The organism is Mesorhizobium sp. P2_A8 (assembly GCF_056404935.1).
Genome location: NZ_JBFUDB010000003.1, coordinates 443,293 through 460,651, shown reverse-complemented (window position 1 = coordinate 460,651; position 17,359 = coordinate 443,293). Strand labels below are relative to the sequence as shown.

The window sequence follows — 17,359 nt, the reverse complement described above, 5'->3', positions numbered from 1 at the left end:
TTTATGGCGCGCATATCGGGCGTCATGCCGCCGACACCGGAAGAACTTCTGATCGAGATGGATCGGCGCGCCTGCGCCCGGTCTCTCGCCGAGTTCGTTAAGCGCGCATGGCATGTCCTGGAGCCGGGGCAGCCCTACAAGCACGGCTGGCACATTGATGCCATCTGCGACCATCTTGCGGCGGTGAGCAGCGGCGAGATCCTGCGGCTGTTGATGAACGTGCCTCCAGGCACGATGAAATCGCTGCTGTCGGGCGTCTTCTTCCCGGGTTGGGAGTGGGGACCGCTCGCCATGCCGCACCTGCGGTTCATGGGCACGTCCTACAAGGACTCGCTGGCGATCCGTGACAACGTCAAGACCCGACGCCTGATCCAGTCCAACTGGTATCAGGATCGCTGGGGCGCTGGCTTCGCCATGATCGGCGACCAGAACACGAAGACCAAATTCGAGAACAACAAGACCGGCTTTCGCGAAGCCATGGCGTTCAACTCGATGACGGGCTCTCGCGGCGACCGCGTGCTCCTCGACGATCCCCTCTCGGTGCAGATGGCAAAGTCGCCGGTGGAGCGGCAGACCGCCAACGACACGTTTCACGAAGCGCTGCCGACCCGTCTGAATAACCCCGATTCGTCGGCCATCATCGTCATCATGCAGCGCTTGCACGAAGACGACGTCTCCGGCGTCATCATCGCAAACGACTACGGCTACGAGCACTTGATGCTCCCCATGGAGTTCGAGCCCGAGCGCAAGTGCTATACCTCGATCGGATTCGAGGATCCTCGCAAGTTCGACGGCGAACTGCTCTTTCCGGAGCGCTTCCCGCCCCAGGTCGTCGAACGCGACAAAAAGATCATGGGCAGTCACGCCTCGGCCGGGCAGTTTCAGCAGCGGCCGGCCGCCCGCGAAGGCGGCATGTTCAAGCGCGCCTGGTTCGAGGACAAATTCGTCAGGCAAGCGCCCAAGGGCACGGTCTGGGTCCGCCATTGGGACTTGGCCGGCACGAAAGGCGGCACTGGCGCACGCACCGCTGGCGTCAAGCTCGGCCGCGATGCCGACGGCCACTACTACGTGGGCCACGTCGTCACGCTTCGCGAGGAAGGCAAGTCGGTCCGCAAGACCATCAAGGCGCAAGCCGCGCTCGACGGTAAAGCGGTGCACATCAGCCTGCCGCAGGATCCGGGGCAGGCGGGCAAGGCCCAGGTGCAGGACTATGTCGCCGACCTCGCCGGCTACAAGGTTCATGCCGAGGGTGAAACCGGCGACAAGATCACGCGCGCCGAGCCGTTCTCGGCTCAGTGCGAATACGGCAACGTCTCCATCGTCGAAGGCGACTGGAACCAGCTCTATCTCGACGAACTCTGCATCTTCCCGGCCGGCAAACTTATGGACCAGGTCGACGCATCTTCCGGCGCCTTTACGAGGCTGCTCAACATCAAGGGGGCCATGGTGATCAGCGACGACGTTCTTCGGCGCGCTGCCCAGCCGGCGCCCCGATGATCAGGAGGTTTTTCCGGGCAGCGCGCGGCCTGTTGAAGCGCAAGCCAGTTGCGGAGGCCGCAAAGGCCGTACCGCTTGCCGCGACGCCTCCTGGCACGCGGGGACCCACCCGCATCTCGGATGCCATGCTGTCGGCGCTGCGCGCCCAGAAGGACGCTCCGGCGCCGGTGCAGGTGTTCAGCATGCCGCAGCACCCGGCGGGTGTTGTGCCGGAAGGCAAAGGCCTCGCCATGGACAGCGCCATCGGCGGCGTCCAGACCTGGGCCAATGGCTTCGCGCTGAACGGCTTCTTCACCGAAGGGATCACCTTCCTCGGCTATGCCTATCTGTCGGAACTGGCGCAGCGCCCGGAATACCGGGTGATCTCCGAGACCATCGCCAGCGAGATGACGCGCAAGTGGATCCGCTTCACCTCGAACGACGGCGCCGACAAGGCCGACAAGATCGCGAAGCTGGAGGCCGAGTTCAAGCGCCTCTACGTGCGCGACCTGTTCTGCCGCGCCGCCGAGCAGGACGGCTTCTTCGGCCGCGGTCATATCTACATCGACACCGGCGACACCGATAATCCCGAGGAGCTGCAAAAGCCGATCGGGACCGGCTGGGACAAGATGAGCGTCGCCAAGTTCGCCAACAAGCCCATCGAGGCGCTGCGCACCGTCGAGGCGGTGTGGTGCTATCCGACGGCCTACAACTCGAACGATCCGCTGAAAGACAACTGGTACCGGCCCGATAGCTGGTATGTGCAGGCCAAGATCGTCCACACCACGCGGCTGATCACCTTCATCGGCCGCGAAGTGCCGGACCTGTTGAAGCCGACCTATTCGTTCGGCGGCCTGTCGCTGTCGCAGATGGTCAAGCCCTATGTCGACAACTGGCTGGAGACGCGCCAGTCGGTGAACGACATCATCAGCGCGTTCACGGTGTTCGTGCTCGCCACCAATCTTGGCGAGACGCTACAGGCCGGCGGGGACCAGCTCTTCAAGCGCGCCGAGTTGTTCAATTTGGTCAGGTCCAATCGCGGCCTGATGATGATCGACAAGGACACGGAGGACTTCCAGAACGTCTCCGCGTCGCTGTCCGGTCTCGACATGCTCCAGGCGCAGGCCCAGGAGCACATGGCGTCGGTCAGCCATATTCCGCTGGTCAAGCTGCTCGGCACCCAGCCGGCGGGGCTGAACGCCTCCTCCGAAGGCGAGCTTCGCTCGTTCAACGACTATGTGCACTCCTACCAGGAGCATCTATTCCGGCACCCGCTGCACCGCCTCATGGGGCTGGTGATGATCTCGCTCTGGGGCCAGCCCGACGACGGCATCGACTTCGAGTTTGAAAAGCTCGAGGAGACCGACGAAAAGGAAGCCGCCGACGTCGAGAAGACCAAGGCCGAGCGCGATCAGATCCTGATCGACAGCGGCGTGATCGATCCCGAGGAATCGCGCAAGCGCGTTGCCGCTGATCCGGACTCGGATTTCTCCTCGATCGACGTCAACGACATGCCCGACCTGATCGACGAGGAAGAAGAAGGCCTGGCGCCGAAGGGCGGCCCGATGGTCAGGGACCTTGGCGAGCCCGAGAATGACGCGGCATGAACGAAGCGCGCGAGCTCGCTTGATGAGGTGTCGAGGAAAACGGTGGATAGCATTACTCGCGGTGCGCGCCCAAATGGCTCAAGCCTGGCCTTGTCGGCCGCGTCAAGTTCCTGAAGGGATTATCCACTGAACCGCAAGGCCGAGCACAGACAAAGCCATTGCGACGGTAGCCAGCCATCCCAAAGTCCGTAGCCAACCCTGCACAGGAAACTCGCCCATGATTTCGGAACGCCCCGTCATCAGCATCATCACCACCATCACTGGGACTGCGCAAATGCCATTGATGACAGCACTCCAATAGAGTGCCTTGATAGGATCGATTGGCGTAAACATGATCCCCATTCCGAGTACGGTCGCGGCGGCTAAGGTCGCATAGAACGAGATCGCGTCCTTAGGTCTGCGTTCCAGCCCTACTGGCCACCGGCAGGCTTCACCCACTGCGAAAGCAGCCGAACCAGCGAGAACCGGCACCGCCAGCAATCCCGTCCCGATTATCCCAATCGCGAAGAGCATAAAGGCGAACTTGCCTGCAACCGGCTCGAGCGCTTTGGCTGCATCAGTAGCGGAGTTAATATCAGTCACTCCAGCTCTGTGCAGGGTAGCGGCCGTCGTAACGACGATGGCAATTGCTATTAGGTTCGAAAATGCCATGCCAACCAGGGTATCAGCGCGAATACGCTTAAAGGCCGAAGATGCTTGCCATGGCGCCCATTTCAACGGCTTGGCCGTCGGGTCCACTTTCTCCTCCTGCACCTCCTGCGATGATTGCCAGAAGAACAGATAGGGGGAAATCGTCGTGCCAAGAATGGCCACAAGAGTTGTGAAATAAGAGCCGTTCCATTCCAGGCGTGGGACAACAATGCCTTTCAGCGCCTCTCCCCAAGGGACGTGGGCCATGAACGCTGCCGCGACGTAGGCGAAGAGGCTGAGCGTCGACCATTTCAGGATCGTGACATAGCGGCGGTAGTCGAGAAAGACGATTGCTCCGATAGATGCCAGTCCGAACCCAACCACGTAGAGCGAACTGGGGCCACCCACCAGCAATCGGAGCGCTTCAGCCATCGCGCTGAGGTCTGCGCCGATATTGATCGTATTGGCCACGAACAGCAACACGACCACAAAATTCATCAGGGCCGCAGGATAGTGTCGACACAAATTTCCAGAGATTCCTCGACCTGTCGTCCGGCCAATCCGCGCTGCAATCTCCTGGATCGCGGCCATGAGCGGAAACGTGAATAGCAAAGTCCAGCCGATATCGAACCCAAGTTGAGCTCCCGCCTGGCTGTAGGTTCCGATACCCGAAGGGTCGTCGTCCGAAGCGCCCGTAATGAAGCCGGGCCCGATTGTGTGCAGAAGTCGCTGGAACGGTCCCCGTCTGTTGACCTGTTTCTCAGTGATCTCAGCGCCTATATCGCCCATGGCATCACTCCACCCCAACCCCAGTGCAGTCGCGCATCATTCGAAACCTCGCATAGAGCTACTAGTTCCGTGCGGTCCCCTTTGCCGCAAGGGCGGACTTTTAGCAGCTAGTGGCTAATTCAAGGGCGCGTGATAAGGCTGAGGGATGATCACGCTCAACCTGTGGGAACTCCTCAAAGCACAGACGCCCGACGATCGCGAGATCGCCGAAACGCTCAGGGATCGTGATGTCCAGCCTGCAAAATCGAAGGAGGGCCAAGCGGAACGAAAAGGTTCTGCGCCCGCTCCGGCCCAACGCCGGGATTAGGGCGGCCTATCAGGGCAGGCTGACGCGCCTCGTCGAGGCCATGAGTGATAGTGTGGTCTACTGGCTCCGCGCCTCCTACCGGGCCAATACGCCCCGCATGGCAGCTGATGAAACGCCAGCCGATGCGATGCGCCGGTCGATCCGCAAGCTCTCCAGGCAGTGGACCAAGCGCTTCGACATCGCTTCGGAGCAGCTGGGCAACTATTTCGCACTGTCGGTCGAGCAACGGTCCAGCGACGCGTTGCGCAAGATCCTGCGCGATGACGGCATCTCGGTCGAGTTCAAGATGACGGCTGAGATGCGTGACGTGGTCGACGCGACGATCCACGCCAATGTGGTGCTGATCAAGTCGATCCCGTCGCAGTATTTCGACCAGGTCGAAGGCATCGTCATGCGAGGCGTCCATACTGGCCGCGATCTAAGGCAGATCACAAAGGACCTGGAGGGCAGGTTTGGCGTCACCAAGCGCCGAGCAGCCTTCATCGCTCTCGACCAGAACAACAAGGCGACATCGGCCTTCAACAAGGTGCGCCTGACCGAGGTCGGCGTCACCGAGGCCATCTGGATGCACAGCGGCGGCAAAGAGCCCCGCCCAACGCATCTGCAGGCCGGGCGTGAAGGCACGCGCTACACCATTTCCGTGGGCTGGTACGACCCTGCCGTCCACCAGCACATTCAGCCGGGCGAGCTGATCAACTGCCGATGCGTCGGCAAGCCGGTCATCAAACGCTTCTCCTAAGGTCAAAACCAATCAGTAGGCGCACGCCAATGGCCGGATCGGCCGACTGCGGACCGGCAGCTTCTAGACGGCAGACGTTAGCAGGCCGACATTCCGGGCTCCGCGAAATGCTCGGCCTGCGACCTCCCAAACTGTAGGTCTAGTCGGCACTTTGTGCCGGCGCGAGACAACCACCTCAGCAAAGCGTCCGAGCGTGGCGAGCATGTAGTGAACGCCGATCCCCACGGCCTAGCCAGTGGTCTTCCCGATGCTGCGTTGGATCGCCGAACGACTGCATGACTTAGAGGAAGTCCATAATCCCCTTAGGAGTGCCTTCCGCGGGCGCCATAGGATACGTCCGATGCCTCGCAAATCAAAATCCGTCGGGAGGAGCAAAGAAGCAGTTTGCGTGATCTTCGGTTGGGTGCAAGCAAATGTGAAAATGGCTGTCTCCGGACGGAATGGTGTCGCCATACGGAATTCGGAAAAAGTGTTGCCTTGTAACGAGGTGATGGTCGCCCGGATTGAGCAGCACTCTGAAACCATCAGGGCCGGTGCTCACACTGGTATTCGGAATTTCCTGGCAATCGCCTCTCTCTTGGTCGCCTCGGCAGCAAGCGGGTGGATAGGTCCATCCCGATTCGGTGTCGTGGGCGCCAGCGCCATTCCAGCAAGACAGCATCGCTAGGGTAGCTGAGACACACCAAGCGTGATTCATCTGTCGTGTTCCGGCGGACAGCAGGTGGCAAATCCGCCGGCAAGTGTGAGCGAAGTCCTCCCGGATGTAACGAAAGGACTCCGATCAAAGGGCGATATTTCCCCGATCGGCATCTTCGCAGGGCACGGAACTCAGGTTAACAAAATGGCGCTGAAAGGCCCCGCTCGTAGCCCAACGGAGCGCATCGCCGAGACTGCCTGAGAGAGGAGGCTGGGAGAGGACCGGCGGCGTGTGACAGCGCTGCACCTGCGCGCGGTTCGTTCGCGCTGGTTGGCTCATTCAGGAAGCCCTGCCGTTCGCAAGGCTTTTGCCAGCGCGTCCATCAAGTACGGCCGAAACAGGTTAGTTCGCACGTAGCCGCCGACCGAGAAATTCGGCGCCACCTCGATCAGTCGTCGTGCCGCAGAGTGCGCGGCTTCGACATTGCCAAGGCCGACGTGGCTGGCCGCCAGATAGGCGTACGGGATGCTGAAGCCGGGATTGGCCCGGACCGCCAGAGCGGCGTATCTGGCCGCGTCGGCAAAGGCCCCGGCAAAGAGGTGGGTCAGGGCGAGTGCGCAGTAGGGATGGTAGCTCAGCGGATCGTCGAGCGGGCTCAGCCGCAGCGCCTTGTGCGCATGTTCCACCGACCGCTGGTGTCGCTCGCTGTGGGCACTGACCAAAGCGCTGAAGCCAAAGGCCAAGGCCGAATTGTGGTTCAATGCGAGGGCCCGGTCGAGCACCTCGAGGGCGGCGTCGTAGTCCCGGGTGAGGTTCGCGCGGACGAACGCGCCGATGCTCATCGCCTGTGGGTCGTCGCTGTTGATGCCTAACGCAATGTCGGCGTGGTTGAGTGCGGCCGCCTTGTCTGCGGGATCCAAACCGTTGCGGAGGTAACGCTGCTCGTAACACCATGCGGCGTAGCCATGCGCAGCGACATAGTCCGGCTGAAGCTCGATCGAGCGCGCCAGCAGTTGCAGGGCCTTGTCCGTTTCGACGGGCGTGTTCGCGTGCGCGTGCGGCAGGGCCCGAAGGTAGAGATCGTACGCGTCCAGACTTTCGGGCCGCTTGCGGCGCGCGCGCTCGATCTCCGCACGACGGACACTCGGTTCGATCGAGCCCACGATCTGCTCGGTCAACCGATCCTGGAGTTCGAACACGTCCGTTACCGCGCCCTCGAACCTGTCGGCCCAGACATAATTGGCCGATGCGCCGTCGATAAGCTGGGCATTCATCCTAAGTCTCCCCCCGGACTGCCGCAGGCTACCCTGCAGCAGGTAGCGAACGCGTAGTTCAGCGGCGATTGTGCGCGGATCGGCTTTCTCGTCCCTGAAGCCGAAGGAGGAATTGCGTGCGATGACGAACAGGCCCGGGATCTTCGAGAGGTTGGTGATGATGTCCTCGACCAGGCCATCGGCGAAGTAGTCATGGGGCTCGTCGCCGCTCATGGAGGCGAACGGCAGCACGGCGATCGAAGGGCCACCGAGAGCACTCTCATCGCCACCCTCCAGCGACAGGCGGTAGCCCCGCCGCGAGACGGTGGCCAAGACCGCATGCCGTTGGTCGCCGAGCGCTCGCCGGATCTCGTGGATGCATTGAACGAGACTGTCGTCGGTAACAGCGGCGCCTCCCCAGACGGCTTCAAGCAGCTCCGCCTTGCTGACCAGCCTGTTCGCGTTCTGGACGAGGTGGCGAAGGACCGCAAAGGCCTGCGGCCTGATGGCGATGGCGTCGCCGTTGCCAAGACGGAGCGTCTCGCCTTCCAGGTCAACGGCAACCTTGTCGTTGAGGACAAGGGTGGCAGTTGCTGGCGAACCGACCATGACGATCCCCACGTGTGACGGATTCCGTTGCCTAGCATACACTAGGACTTCGCCGACGGCTCTCTATCCTTTGTTCAAAGTGATTGGGTTTTGACCCTATTCTAGAGGATTGAACATGCCTGCCACTTCTGAGGCTCGACGCCGCGCGATGTACGCCGCGGCCGAGGGTCGGAGCACGCTCGGCATTCCGAAAGCCGTCGGCGAAGAGTTCGTCGGCAAGGACGGCGCCGGTCAGGCAGCCTCGCTGATGCTGGTTGCGCCCGATGGCGATGTCCTGGTGCTCCGGCGCTCGTCGACCGACATCAGCTGGCCCGGCCATTGGTGCTGGCCTGGTGGCAAGTCGGAAGAGGGCGAGGACGCCGAGACGATGGCGGCGCGCGAGACCACCGAGGAAGCCGGCACGCTGCCCTCTGGCACGCGCCAGCTCATCGATACGCGCGGCACGCCCAACGGCTGGGTGCATCACACCTTCGCACAGGCCGTCGACAAGAAGTTCGCGCCGGTGCTGACCGACGAGCATTCCGGCTATGCCTGGGCCCCTCTGCGCTCGCTGCCTGAGCCGCTGCATCCCGGTCTGCGCGACATGCTGGGCGAGCGCCTTGGCATCGCCGCCGACATGTCGCCCGAAGATTGGGACGCGCTGAGCTCCAACTTCGTGAAGTGGACGAAAGAGGAACAGATCGAGCCGGAGGACGCCGCTGATGCCGCCGATTGCCCGCTGTGCGGTGGCACGGGTCAACTCGCCGGTCCTGGTATTGCCTGCGACGAGTGCGGAGGAACCGGTGTCGTGCCACAAAAGCGGGCCTACGACGCCCTGGCCATGGACCGCAACAGCGTTCGCGTTTTCGACCATGACGGTCATCTGCGCGTCGAGCTGACGCCGATCTCCAAGGCCAACGTCTGCCCGTACTATGGCCGCGAAATCCCGGATTTTGAGGCACTCGGTCTCGACCAGCAGCGGCTCTACAACCTCTATCGCGACCCCGAAGAGCTGGCAAAGGCCGCCCCGACCTTCGTCGGCAAGCCGCTTCTGCTGAAGCACATTCCGGTCAGCGCCAAGGATCATCCGCGCGAAGCCACGGTCGGATCGATCGGCGATGCCGTCGAGTTCCATGCACCGTACCTCATGGCGCCGCTGAACATCTGGGATGGCGCGGCAATCGCGCTGATCGAGTCCGATCGGCAGAAAGAACTATCGAGCAGCTACCGCTACCGGGCCGACATGACGCCCGGCACGCTGGCTGGAGAATCCTACGACGGCGTGATGCGCGACATAGCCGCAAACCACGTTGCCTTGGTTGAGGAGGGTCGCGCCGGACCCGATGTAGTTGTCGGCGACAGCAAACAGGAGATCCAGAAAATGAAGAAATCGGCACTGCTGTCGCGCATGGCATCTGTCGCCCACGGCGCGATCCTCGCCCACGTAATGCCCAAGCTAGCCAGCGATCAGAAGATCGATGTCAGCCAGGCCCTCGTCGGCGTCACCGCAGACAATTTCAAGGCCAAGCGGCCTGCCATCATCGAGGCAGTCGGCAAGGCCACGAAAGGCAAGCTGGCGGCGGACGCCAAGCTCGACGGTCTCGAAGCCGTTCTCGTCGCGCTCGACGAAGTCGATGTGCAGGAAGCCATGGACGAGGACGACGAGGACGAGGAGGCCAAGAAGAAAAAGGCCGAGGACGACGCCGCCGCCGAGGAAGAGAAGAAAAAGGCCGAGGACGCGGAAGAGGAAGAGGACGACGAGGACTACCAGAAGAAAAAGGCCGAAGATTCCGACAAGGACGAAGACAAGGTCGACAAGAGGGCCATGGACTCGGCCATCGCTGCCGCTGTTTCCACCGCTATCGATCGCGCCAAGCGTGAGGCCCGCGAGGAAGCCGCGCAGGTGCGCGCTGCCGAAGAGGCGGTTCGGCCCTATATCGGCAAGCTCGCCATGGCCCAAGACAGCGCGGAAGCAGTCTACCGGACCGCGCTCACCTCGCTCGGCGTCGACATCGATGGCGTCCACCCCTCGGCGCTGCCGGCCATTCTCAAGGCTCAGCCGCTGCCTGGCGTCACCCGGACCCAGCAGCCGCGCGTCGCCATGGATGCTGCCGGCATCACTTTGTTCCACGAGATGTACCCGGCCACCAAAACCCACATCGTCAAGTCGCTCTAAGGAAGAGCGGCTTAAAATGAAACCCCTTCGAGCCGGCCAGTGAGCCGGCTCTTTTCAATGAGGAGACTGCCCATGTCTGGTTTTCAGACGCAGGCTTTCTACAACCCTGCTCCGGCTGTCGAAGGCGACTTCGCCAGCACCAATATGCGCACCCCCGTCCTGGCAGCCGCTGGCGCGCTTGTGTGCGGCGCTCTCGGCGTAATCGTCGGTCGCTTTGCCTGGCTGACGTCCGCCCAGGTCGACAGCGACAACGCGCCGGCTGTGGTCAACACGTTCGGGACCGGCCCGGTCGCGGGCTTCATCCATCGTGAGCAGCAGGGCCTGATCGAGGTCTATCTGCAGGAAGCCACGATGCTGGTTCCGGCCGGCTTCCCCATCACTGTCTTCAACGAAGGCGATTTCTGGGTGAAGAACAACGGCGCAACGCCGGCCCAGGTCGGCCAGAAGGTCTACGCCAACTACGCCGACGGTAAGGCCACGGCGGCTCCGACCGGCACGCCGAACGGCGCCACCACGTCGGCGGGTTCGATCGCCGCCGCGACGAGCGGCTTCGCGGGCTCCATCGTCGGCAACGTGCTGGCGGTCAGCTCACTCAACTCGGGCACCATCTATCCCGGCACGACCATCTCCGGCACCGATGTCGCCACCGGAACAAAGATCGTCAACCAGCTGACCAGCGCCGAAGACGACGGCTCGTTCGGCAAGACCGGCACCTATGCGGTGTCAATCCCCGACCAGGATGTCGACTCGGGCACCATCATCGCCGGCACCTATGGCGTGTTCACGACCGGCGGCACCATCGCTGGTGTCTTCGGCATCGGTGACACGCTCACCGGCACCGGCATCACCGCTGTCACCACGATCGGCCAGCAGATCACCGGTCCTGCCGGCGGCGCCGGCACCTATGCCGTCGACGTCAACGCCGTCGTCAACGCGACGGCCATCACTGCGGCCACCAACGTTGAGACCAAGTGGACCGTGCGTTCCTTCGCCCATCCGGGCGAGCTGATGAAGATCAGCTCCTGGCCCCAGGGCTAAACCCCTCCCGTCAACCTCGAAACCATCCCGCCGGCGTGAAAGCCGGCGGTCTGTGAGGAGAACCACCATGCAATTCCACGACTTCAATCAGGCCGCCGCAACGTGGGCGCAGCATCGCCCGATGTTCGAGCAGGCCGGCATCTACCTTCCCGAAGCACGCGCCTACATCGTCGAGGCCTTCCGCACCAACCATCTCGCGATGGATGCGCAGCCTCAGCTGGCGACGGTGTCGAACACCGGCATTCCGGCGTTCCTGACGACGCTGGTCGACCCGGAGGTCTATCGCATCCTCTTCGCCCCGACGCAGGCCGCCGAGATCTTCGGTGAAACCCGCAAGGGCACATGGATCGACCAGACCGCGATGTTCCCGACCATCGAGCAGACCGGCGAAGTGTCAAGCTACGGCGACTATAACGACAATGGTCGCTCCGGCGCGAACATGAACTGGCCCCAGCGCCAGTCCTACCTGTTCCAGACGATCGCCGAATATGGCGAGCTGGAAATCGAGCGCGCCGGCCTCGGCCGCGTCAGTTGGGTCAGCGAGGTCGACGGCGCCGGCGTCACCGTGCTCGCCCGCTTCCTGAACACCACCTATTTCAAGGGTGTGCAGGGTCTCCAGAATTATGGCCTTCTCAATGATCCGAACCTCGCGGCACCGATCACCCCGGCGCCGAAGGCCTATGGCGGCGTAAAGTGGATCAACAACGGCCAAATTGTCGCCACGGCCAACGAAATCTATGCCGACATCCAGTCGCTGTGGCTGCAACTCGTCAATCAGACCGCTGGCCTGATCGACCAGAAGACCAAGATGACGCTGGCGCTGTCGCCGGAATCGCAACTCGCCATGACCGCGACGAACTCCTTCAACGTCAACGTCGAGGATCTGCTCCGGAAGAACTTTCCAAATATCCGGGTGGAGACAGCAGTGCAGTATGGCGCGCAGACCTCGATTAACCCGGTGGGAATCGCGGCCGGCAACCAGGTGCAGCTGATTGCCGACGCCATCGACGGCCAGAAGACCGGCTATTGTTCCTTCAACGAAAAGCTCCGCACGCACCCGATCATTCGCGCGATGTCCTCGTGGAAGAAGAAGATGACCAGCGGCACGTGGGGCGCCATCATCCGTCAGCCCATGGGCATTTCTCAAATGGTCGGCGTCTAAGACCGCTTGACACGGCTGGTGCGAGATTGTAACCATTATGGCACCAATGGTTTCGCGGGTAGTGTGCTCGGTAACGTCCAAGTGCAGCCTTGCGTTGGTTCCCACGCTTGARCCAGGGACGACAGGCGGACGAGGCTTAGGCCTGTGAGATGGACACGCATTCGCCGAACGCATCAAGCCGAGGTGGCAAGCGAGCGGTCCATCCGTCCCGTTATCGGGGTCTACATCGCTAAGCGCCACGATCGGCCGCCCCCAAGAGTTCGCGGATGCTCCGTGAGGGGTGCCTGTTCCACAGGCGCTGAGCCAGGATTGACACCTGGCATCCGCTCCAGCTCTCGGGCCGCGTCGCAGGTGATTGGTGGTGGGGGCACCGCTGGATCATCTCTGGCGCGGCCCTACGCCTCCAGAGACCCACATTTTCATCAACCGGAGTACATTCGATGTCGGATACCGTCACCGTGGCCTGCAAGCTTCCGCATGGGCTCATCCTGCGCCTTCACGAGATGATCGAGCAGAATGAGCCGACCGCCGGCGGCAGCTTTCGCAAGGTGAAGCGCGCCCAAGTCATCGGCGAGCCGGTCGTGCTGAAAGGCTACGGCCGTCGGTTCGATCGCCGCACCGAGCAGGCCCTGTCTGCGCAGACCAGCAGCTACGCCCTGACCTATGGCGTCGAAGCAGACTTCTTTAAGAAATGGCTCGCCCAAAACCAGGACCTAGACGCGGTCAAGAACAATCTGGTCTGGGCGCATGCTGAACGCGACATGGTCGAAGGCTTCGTCAAGGAGCACGAGGCGCAGAAATCGGGTTTCGAGCCGATTGATCCGAACAACCTGCCGCGCGGTATCCAAGCCTTCAAGCAGGACGTAGCCTGAGCCGATGGCACGGGCGCTTCTGCTCGGCGCACTGGTCGGCCTGGCGCTGGCGGGCTGCGCCTCGCGACCCTGCGATTAAAACACATGGCTGGTCACTACGACCTGCCGATAGAACGTCCCGCGCTCAGCAGACATACCGTTATGGCGTTGTGGTAGCGGCGCCACTTCGATGGGTGTAGGGTTACCGGCGTACTGCATGTTCATGCAGGGGCACGATGGTGAGTATTTCCCCGCTCGACCGGAAGATGCTGGCGATCCTGGCGGCCGATATGGTCGGCTATTCAAAGGCGATGGAGGCCGACGAGGCCGGCACCATTGAGCGATTGAAATCCGTTCGTGCCGAGCTGTTCGACCCCGCCATCTCCCAACACCATGGCCGCCTCATCAAGCTGATGGGAGACGGCGCGCTTGTCGCCTTCGAGAGCGTGGTTGACGCAGTCGCCTGCGCGGCGGAAATCCAAAGCGCGGCGGCCGCGCGCAATGAAGGTCTGCCCGAGCCTGAGCGCATCGTGTTCCGCATCGGGGTCAATCTTGGCGACGTTGCGCTGGTTGACGGCGATGTCTATGGCGATGGCGTCAATGTCGCCGCACGATTGCAGCAACTCGCTGATGCTGGCGGCGTAATCGTTTCGGGCACGGCCTTTGACCATCTGCAAGGCAAGCTTARTTGGTCCCTCGATTTCGCTGGCGAGCAACAAGTAAAGAATATCAGCCGTCCGGTGCGGATGTACCGGCTAAGGCTCGATGGCAAGCGGCCACGCTGGACCTTGCGTAAGGCGATGCCGCGCTGGGGTGGGACGGCTGCGGCCATCGCGCTATTTGCTCTGCTGGGCGGCGGCGGGACATGGTGGTTCTTTCATTCAGCTGCTCTGGGTGCCAAGCCGTCGGTCGCAGTGCTGCCCTTCAACAACTTTGGCGGCGACGAGGCCACCGGGCGTCTGGCCGATGGCCTCACCGAGGACATCATCACCGATCTCGCGCAGTTTCCCGAACTCGACGTCGTGGCGCGCAATTCGACGCAAGCGTACAAAGGCAAGTCGGCGGATGTCCGCCAGGTCGCGAGTGCGCTCGACGTCGGCTATGTGCTGGAAGGCTCGATCCAGCGCCAGGGCGGTCGGCTGCGGATCACCGCGCAGTTGATCGATGCAAGAACCGGCAACCATCTGTGGTCGGAGCGATGGGACCGGCCTGCTGAAGACGTATTCGCCGTGCAAACCGAGATCGCCGAGCAGGTCACCAACCGTCTCGGAAACGGCGTGGGGCTRATTCAGGGAGCGGGGCGGGCTGCAGCGAAGCGTAAACGGCCGGACAACTTGACTGTCTATGACTACTATCTGCTCGGAACCGAAAGGATTGAAAAGATTACCGTAGCAGATGAGGAGGAGGCCGTCAGGCTGCTCAACCTCGCTGTCGAGCTGGACCCGGAGTTCGCCCGCGCCTGGGTGGAACTCTATCATGCTCATAACATTTTGGCTGGCTTCGGTATCAATTCCGAGAGCGAAATCAAGGCGGCTGCCGATGTGGCCGAACGCGCGGTGCGGCTCGATCCGAGCGACGCCGAGGCGCACGCCGTTTTTGGCATGAGCCTCAAAGACAAAGGCGACAACGCCCGCGCCAAGGTCGAGCTGGACACGGCCCTCCGCCTCGCTCCGGGTTCGGCCGAAATCCTGACATTCTATTCCGGCTATGCGGCAGGCTTCGACGAACCCGAACGCGGCGCTCAGTTGGTCGACCAAGTTATACGGCTCGACCCGAATTACCCGATGTGGGCAACTAGTTTCTACTCCACGGCCTATTTTATGGCTGGCCGCTATGAGGACGCCGTGAAGATGCTGGAGCGCAAGACGCCCGATAACTACGGCAAAGGGGATTGGGTGGTGCGTAGCAGCTCCCTCGCGGCACTGGGTCGAACCGATGAGGCGAATGCTTCGGTCAGGGAAACCCTCAAACGGTATCCGGACCTGACCGTCGAGGGCCTGGTCAATGAATTCAGCTCGAGCAAGAGGGAACGCGGTCGTTTCATCGAGACAATGCCGCTCGCCGGCTTCCCGCTTTGCGCCAATCCCGAGGCGCTGGCAAAGTTCGTCAAACCAGTGCGGCTGCCGGAATGCGAGACGGGATAGACGAATTCGCCTGGGGAGCCATAGAACAGCTTCGATGCAAGGTGCGTGAGCCCGCTGGTCGCCTCGGAATCGGCGGGCGCTGACGCAAATGGTTGCGCCGCGTCGGGCGTTTGTCGGGGAATGTCCGCTTCTTGGACGAAAGCGGCCATTGTCGGTTGCCGTTGCCTTGCGGCAGAAGGGCCACAAGCCGACTCCAAGCATGGTGGTTCCGTCGAGTAAGAAGTTAGTCATTCGGGAAAGCCAGCCGTGATCAGCAGCTTGGTCGGGACGCGCGCTGGCAGTCGTGCCACCCAGCGGACCAGCCTTCTGGTGACGTTACCTGGCCTCGTCCAGGAGGCTGAGAAGGTCATCCCTAAATTCCTCAAGGTCGAACCGAGCTCCCAGGTACTGTACGCGCAATGTGCCGCTCGGATCTACGAGCGACGCCACCGTCGTGTGGTCGATGTCGCCGGTGGCGGTCTTTCGTGCGAACACGCCGTATTTCAGCGCCACGTCGCGGACGGTCGCCAGATCGCCGGTGAGGAAAGGCCAGCCCTTCGGGTCAGCGCCGAAAGCCTCGGCGTATTCCTTTAGAACTTCGGGCGTGTCGCGCTCCGGATCAAGGGTAATTGAAACGAAGTCGATCTTCGCCCCAAAGTCGGAGCCCAGCTTGTCCCGCACCTGCGCCATGTTGGCAGTCAGCATGGGGCATACGGTGGTGCAGTAGGTGTAAATGAACGCGATCGCGACGACCTTGCCTCGAAAATCGCTGAGTGACACGCGCGCACCGTCCTGCGAGGTCAGCGTAAAGTCCGGGGCCGGTCCAATCGTCGGCAGATGGTCGCCGCGAGGCGCGTCATTCGCATGCGCCGGCCCGGTGGCGAGCGCCAACAGAAGCACGAGGCGTGCCTGCCAGGCAGTCACGTCTTCAATTCCCGTTTGAGCTCGTCGAAGAAGCGGAAGTCCGTCCCTTTGGCGATGATCTCCTGCGGGCTCGACTTGATCATGCCCGCTTCCAGGAGGCGTAGCGCGTAGAAGCGCACCGAGTCTTCTGGGTCGTATTCACTCCACCGGTTATGCCCGGTGTTCTGCAACGTGGTCAGCGCACCGTCGTAGCTCGGCAAGAAGCCTTGATCGACCACCGCGCGGGCGGCCGATTTCGGGTTCGACACGCAGAATTCGACAGACTTGAAGATAGCCCGCAGGACGCGCTTGGTGGCGACCGGATACTTATCCACATAATCGCTCCGGCCGGCGATCATGCAACAGAAATACTCCGACCAAGGCCGGTCCACGAGGTTGCTGAACACCGTGTGGCCCACATTTTTGGCACGAACCTCGGAGTATTGGCTGGTATCTACCAGGAAGGCATCGACCTTGCCTTCGATGAAGTTCTGCATAAGCGAGCCATTTTTCGGCACGCCGACCACCCACTCGATGTCGTGGTGGGGATCGAGCCCGACATAGTTGATCAGCAGCTGGAGGAACGTCTGCGGGTGGTCGTTCATCGCCCAGACGCCCACGCGTTTGCCCTTCAGGTCGGCAATGCTGTTGACGCGATCGTTGGCGCGCAACTCCCAGCAGCCGGAGTGCACGCCGGCGACGATCTTGATGGGCACTCCTGCCTCGATGCCGCGGATGTGCATGGGCGGCATATTGAAGTCGAAGTCCGTCTCACCCGCTGCAAACCATTGGCTGCTATCGAAGTACTTCTGGTCACCTTGCACGTACCGGACGTCGGTCATGCCGTCGGCACGGAGCAGTTCGCCAGCGAGGTAGAGCGACTCCCAGCAGTAGGCACCGCCGATCCAGCGACCCAGGCGCACGGAATTCGTCTCTGGCGGCGGCAGTGCTGCAGCAGCGGGTGTTATCGTGCCGAAGAGGCTTGCGGCGCCAGCGGCCGCAGCGCCGGCCAGGAAAGTGCGGCGGTCTTGGATAATTTGCATCGGGCGCTCCCCGAACCAAAAACGGTTCATGGCCGGA

General features: G+C 62.2%; 14 protein-coding genes. 9 read left to right on the top strand and 5 right to left on the bottom strand.

Translation table 11 applies throughout. The features are described from left to right. Positions 1 to 3 precede the first annotated feature (3 nt). Both terL and AC1D10_RS11680 read left to right on the top strand, forming a co-directional pair. Positions 4 to 1,497 carry a phage terminase large subunit gene (gene terL / locus AC1D10_RS11685; protein ID WP_477271728.1) on the top strand — a complete coding sequence of 498 codons (1,494 nt, stop codon included), beginning with the start codon at positions 4 to 6 and terminating at the stop codon, positions 1,495 to 1,497. Continuing rightward, complete coding sequence (locus tag AC1D10_RS11680; RefSeq protein ID WP_477271726.1) at positions 1,494 to 3,083, top strand: DUF1073 domain-containing protein; 1,590 nt, start codon at positions 1,494 to 1,496, stop codon at positions 3,081 to 3,083. Before terL ends, AC1D10_RS11680 begins: the two co-directional genes overlap by 4 nt. A 102-nt stretch (positions 3,084 to 3,185) precedes the next feature. Here AC1D10_RS11680 and AC1D10_RS11675 read toward each other — a convergent pair whose 3' ends face one another. Continuing rightward, positions 3,186 to 4,502 carry an NRAMP family divalent metal transporter gene (locus tag AC1D10_RS11675; RefSeq protein WP_477271724.1) on the bottom strand — a complete coding sequence of 439 codons (1,317 nt, stop codon included), beginning with the start codon at positions 4,500 to 4,502 and terminating at the stop codon, positions 3,186 to 3,188. A 145-nt stretch (positions 4,503 to 4,647) separates the two neighbouring features. On the opposite strand from AC1D10_RS11675, the gene AC1D10_RS11670 reads away from it, so the two are divergent. Next, positions 4,648 to 4,809, top strand: a complete 162-nt coding sequence (locus AC1D10_RS11670) for a hypothetical protein (RefSeq protein WP_477271722.1) — start codon at positions 4,648 to 4,650, stop codon at positions 4,807 to 4,809. Positions 4,810 to 4,849: 40 nt separating this feature from the next. Further along, positions 4,850 to 5,548 (top strand): phage head morphogenesis protein, encoded by a 699-nt coding sequence (locus AC1D10_RS11665; RefSeq protein WP_477271720.1) that lies wholly within the window; start codon positions 4,850 to 4,852, stop codon positions 5,546 to 5,548. Positions 5,549 to 5,900: 352 nt separating this feature from the next. Here AC1D10_RS11665 and AC1D10_RS11660 read toward each other — a convergent pair whose 3' ends face one another. Together AC1D10_RS11660 and AC1D10_RS11655 are read right to left on the bottom strand one after the other, a co-directional pair. Further along, complete coding sequence (locus AC1D10_RS11660) at positions 5,901 to 6,245, bottom strand: hypothetical protein (protein ID WP_477271718.1); 345 nt, start codon at positions 6,243 to 6,245, stop codon at positions 5,901 to 5,903. Between the two features lie 275 nt (positions 6,246 to 6,520). Beyond that, positions 6,521 to 8,047 (bottom strand): winged helix-turn-helix domain-containing tetratricopeptide repeat protein, encoded by a 1,527-nt coding sequence (locus AC1D10_RS11655; protein WP_477271716.1) that lies wholly within the window; start codon positions 8,045 to 8,047, stop codon positions 6,521 to 6,523. A gap of 115 nt (positions 8,048 to 8,162) precedes the next feature. Here AC1D10_RS11655 and AC1D10_RS11650 point away from each other — a divergent pair, with 115 nt between their 5' ends. From AC1D10_RS11650 to AC1D10_RS11630, 5 genes are all read left to right on the top strand, one after another. Then, the gene (locus AC1D10_RS11650; RefSeq protein ID WP_477271714.1) at positions 8,163 to 10,202 is read left to right on the top strand and encodes a DUF2213 domain-containing protein; all 2,040 of its coding nucleotides are present in this window, start codon (positions 8,163 to 8,165) and stop codon (positions 10,200 to 10,202) included. Between the two features lie 72 nt (positions 10,203 to 10,274). Then, entirely contained in the window at positions 10,275 to 11,240 is a 966-nt protein-coding gene (locus tag AC1D10_RS11645) for a gp53 minor capsid family protein (RefSeq protein ID WP_477271712.1), read from the top strand. 67 nt (positions 11,241 to 11,307) lie between these two features. Further along, positions 11,308 to 12,402: a hypothetical protein gene (locus AC1D10_RS11640; protein WP_477271710.1), complete on the top strand. Its 1,095-nt coding sequence runs from the start codon at positions 11,308 to 11,310 to the stop codon at positions 12,400 to 12,402. Between the two features lie 440 nt (positions 12,403 to 12,842). Then, positions 12,843 to 13,274, top strand: a complete 432-nt coding sequence (locus AC1D10_RS11635; protein WP_477271708.1) for a hypothetical protein — start codon at positions 12,843 to 12,845, stop codon at positions 13,272 to 13,274. A gap of 215 nt (positions 13,275 to 13,489) precedes the next feature. Continuing rightward, positions 13,490 to 15,397, top strand: a complete 1,908-nt coding sequence (locus AC1D10_RS11630; RefSeq protein ID WP_477271706.1) for an adenylate/guanylate cyclase domain-containing protein — start codon at positions 13,490 to 13,492, stop codon at positions 15,395 to 15,397. A 315-nt stretch (positions 15,398 to 15,712) separates the two neighbouring features. On the opposite strand, the gene AC1D10_RS11625 is transcribed toward AC1D10_RS11630, so the two are convergent. Further along, positions 15,713 to 16,300: an SCO family protein gene (locus AC1D10_RS11625; RefSeq protein WP_477271704.1), complete on the bottom strand. Its 588-nt coding sequence runs from the start codon at positions 16,298 to 16,300 to the stop codon at positions 15,713 to 15,715. Next, positions 16,297 to 17,322: an ABC transporter substrate-binding protein gene (locus tag AC1D10_RS11620; protein WP_477271702.1), complete on the bottom strand. Its 1,026-nt coding sequence runs from the start codon at positions 17,320 to 17,322 to the stop codon at positions 16,297 to 16,299. The genes AC1D10_RS11625 and AC1D10_RS11620 overlap by 4 nt, the downstream gene beginning before the upstream one ends. Between the last annotated feature and the right edge of the window lie 37 nt (positions 17,323 to 17,359).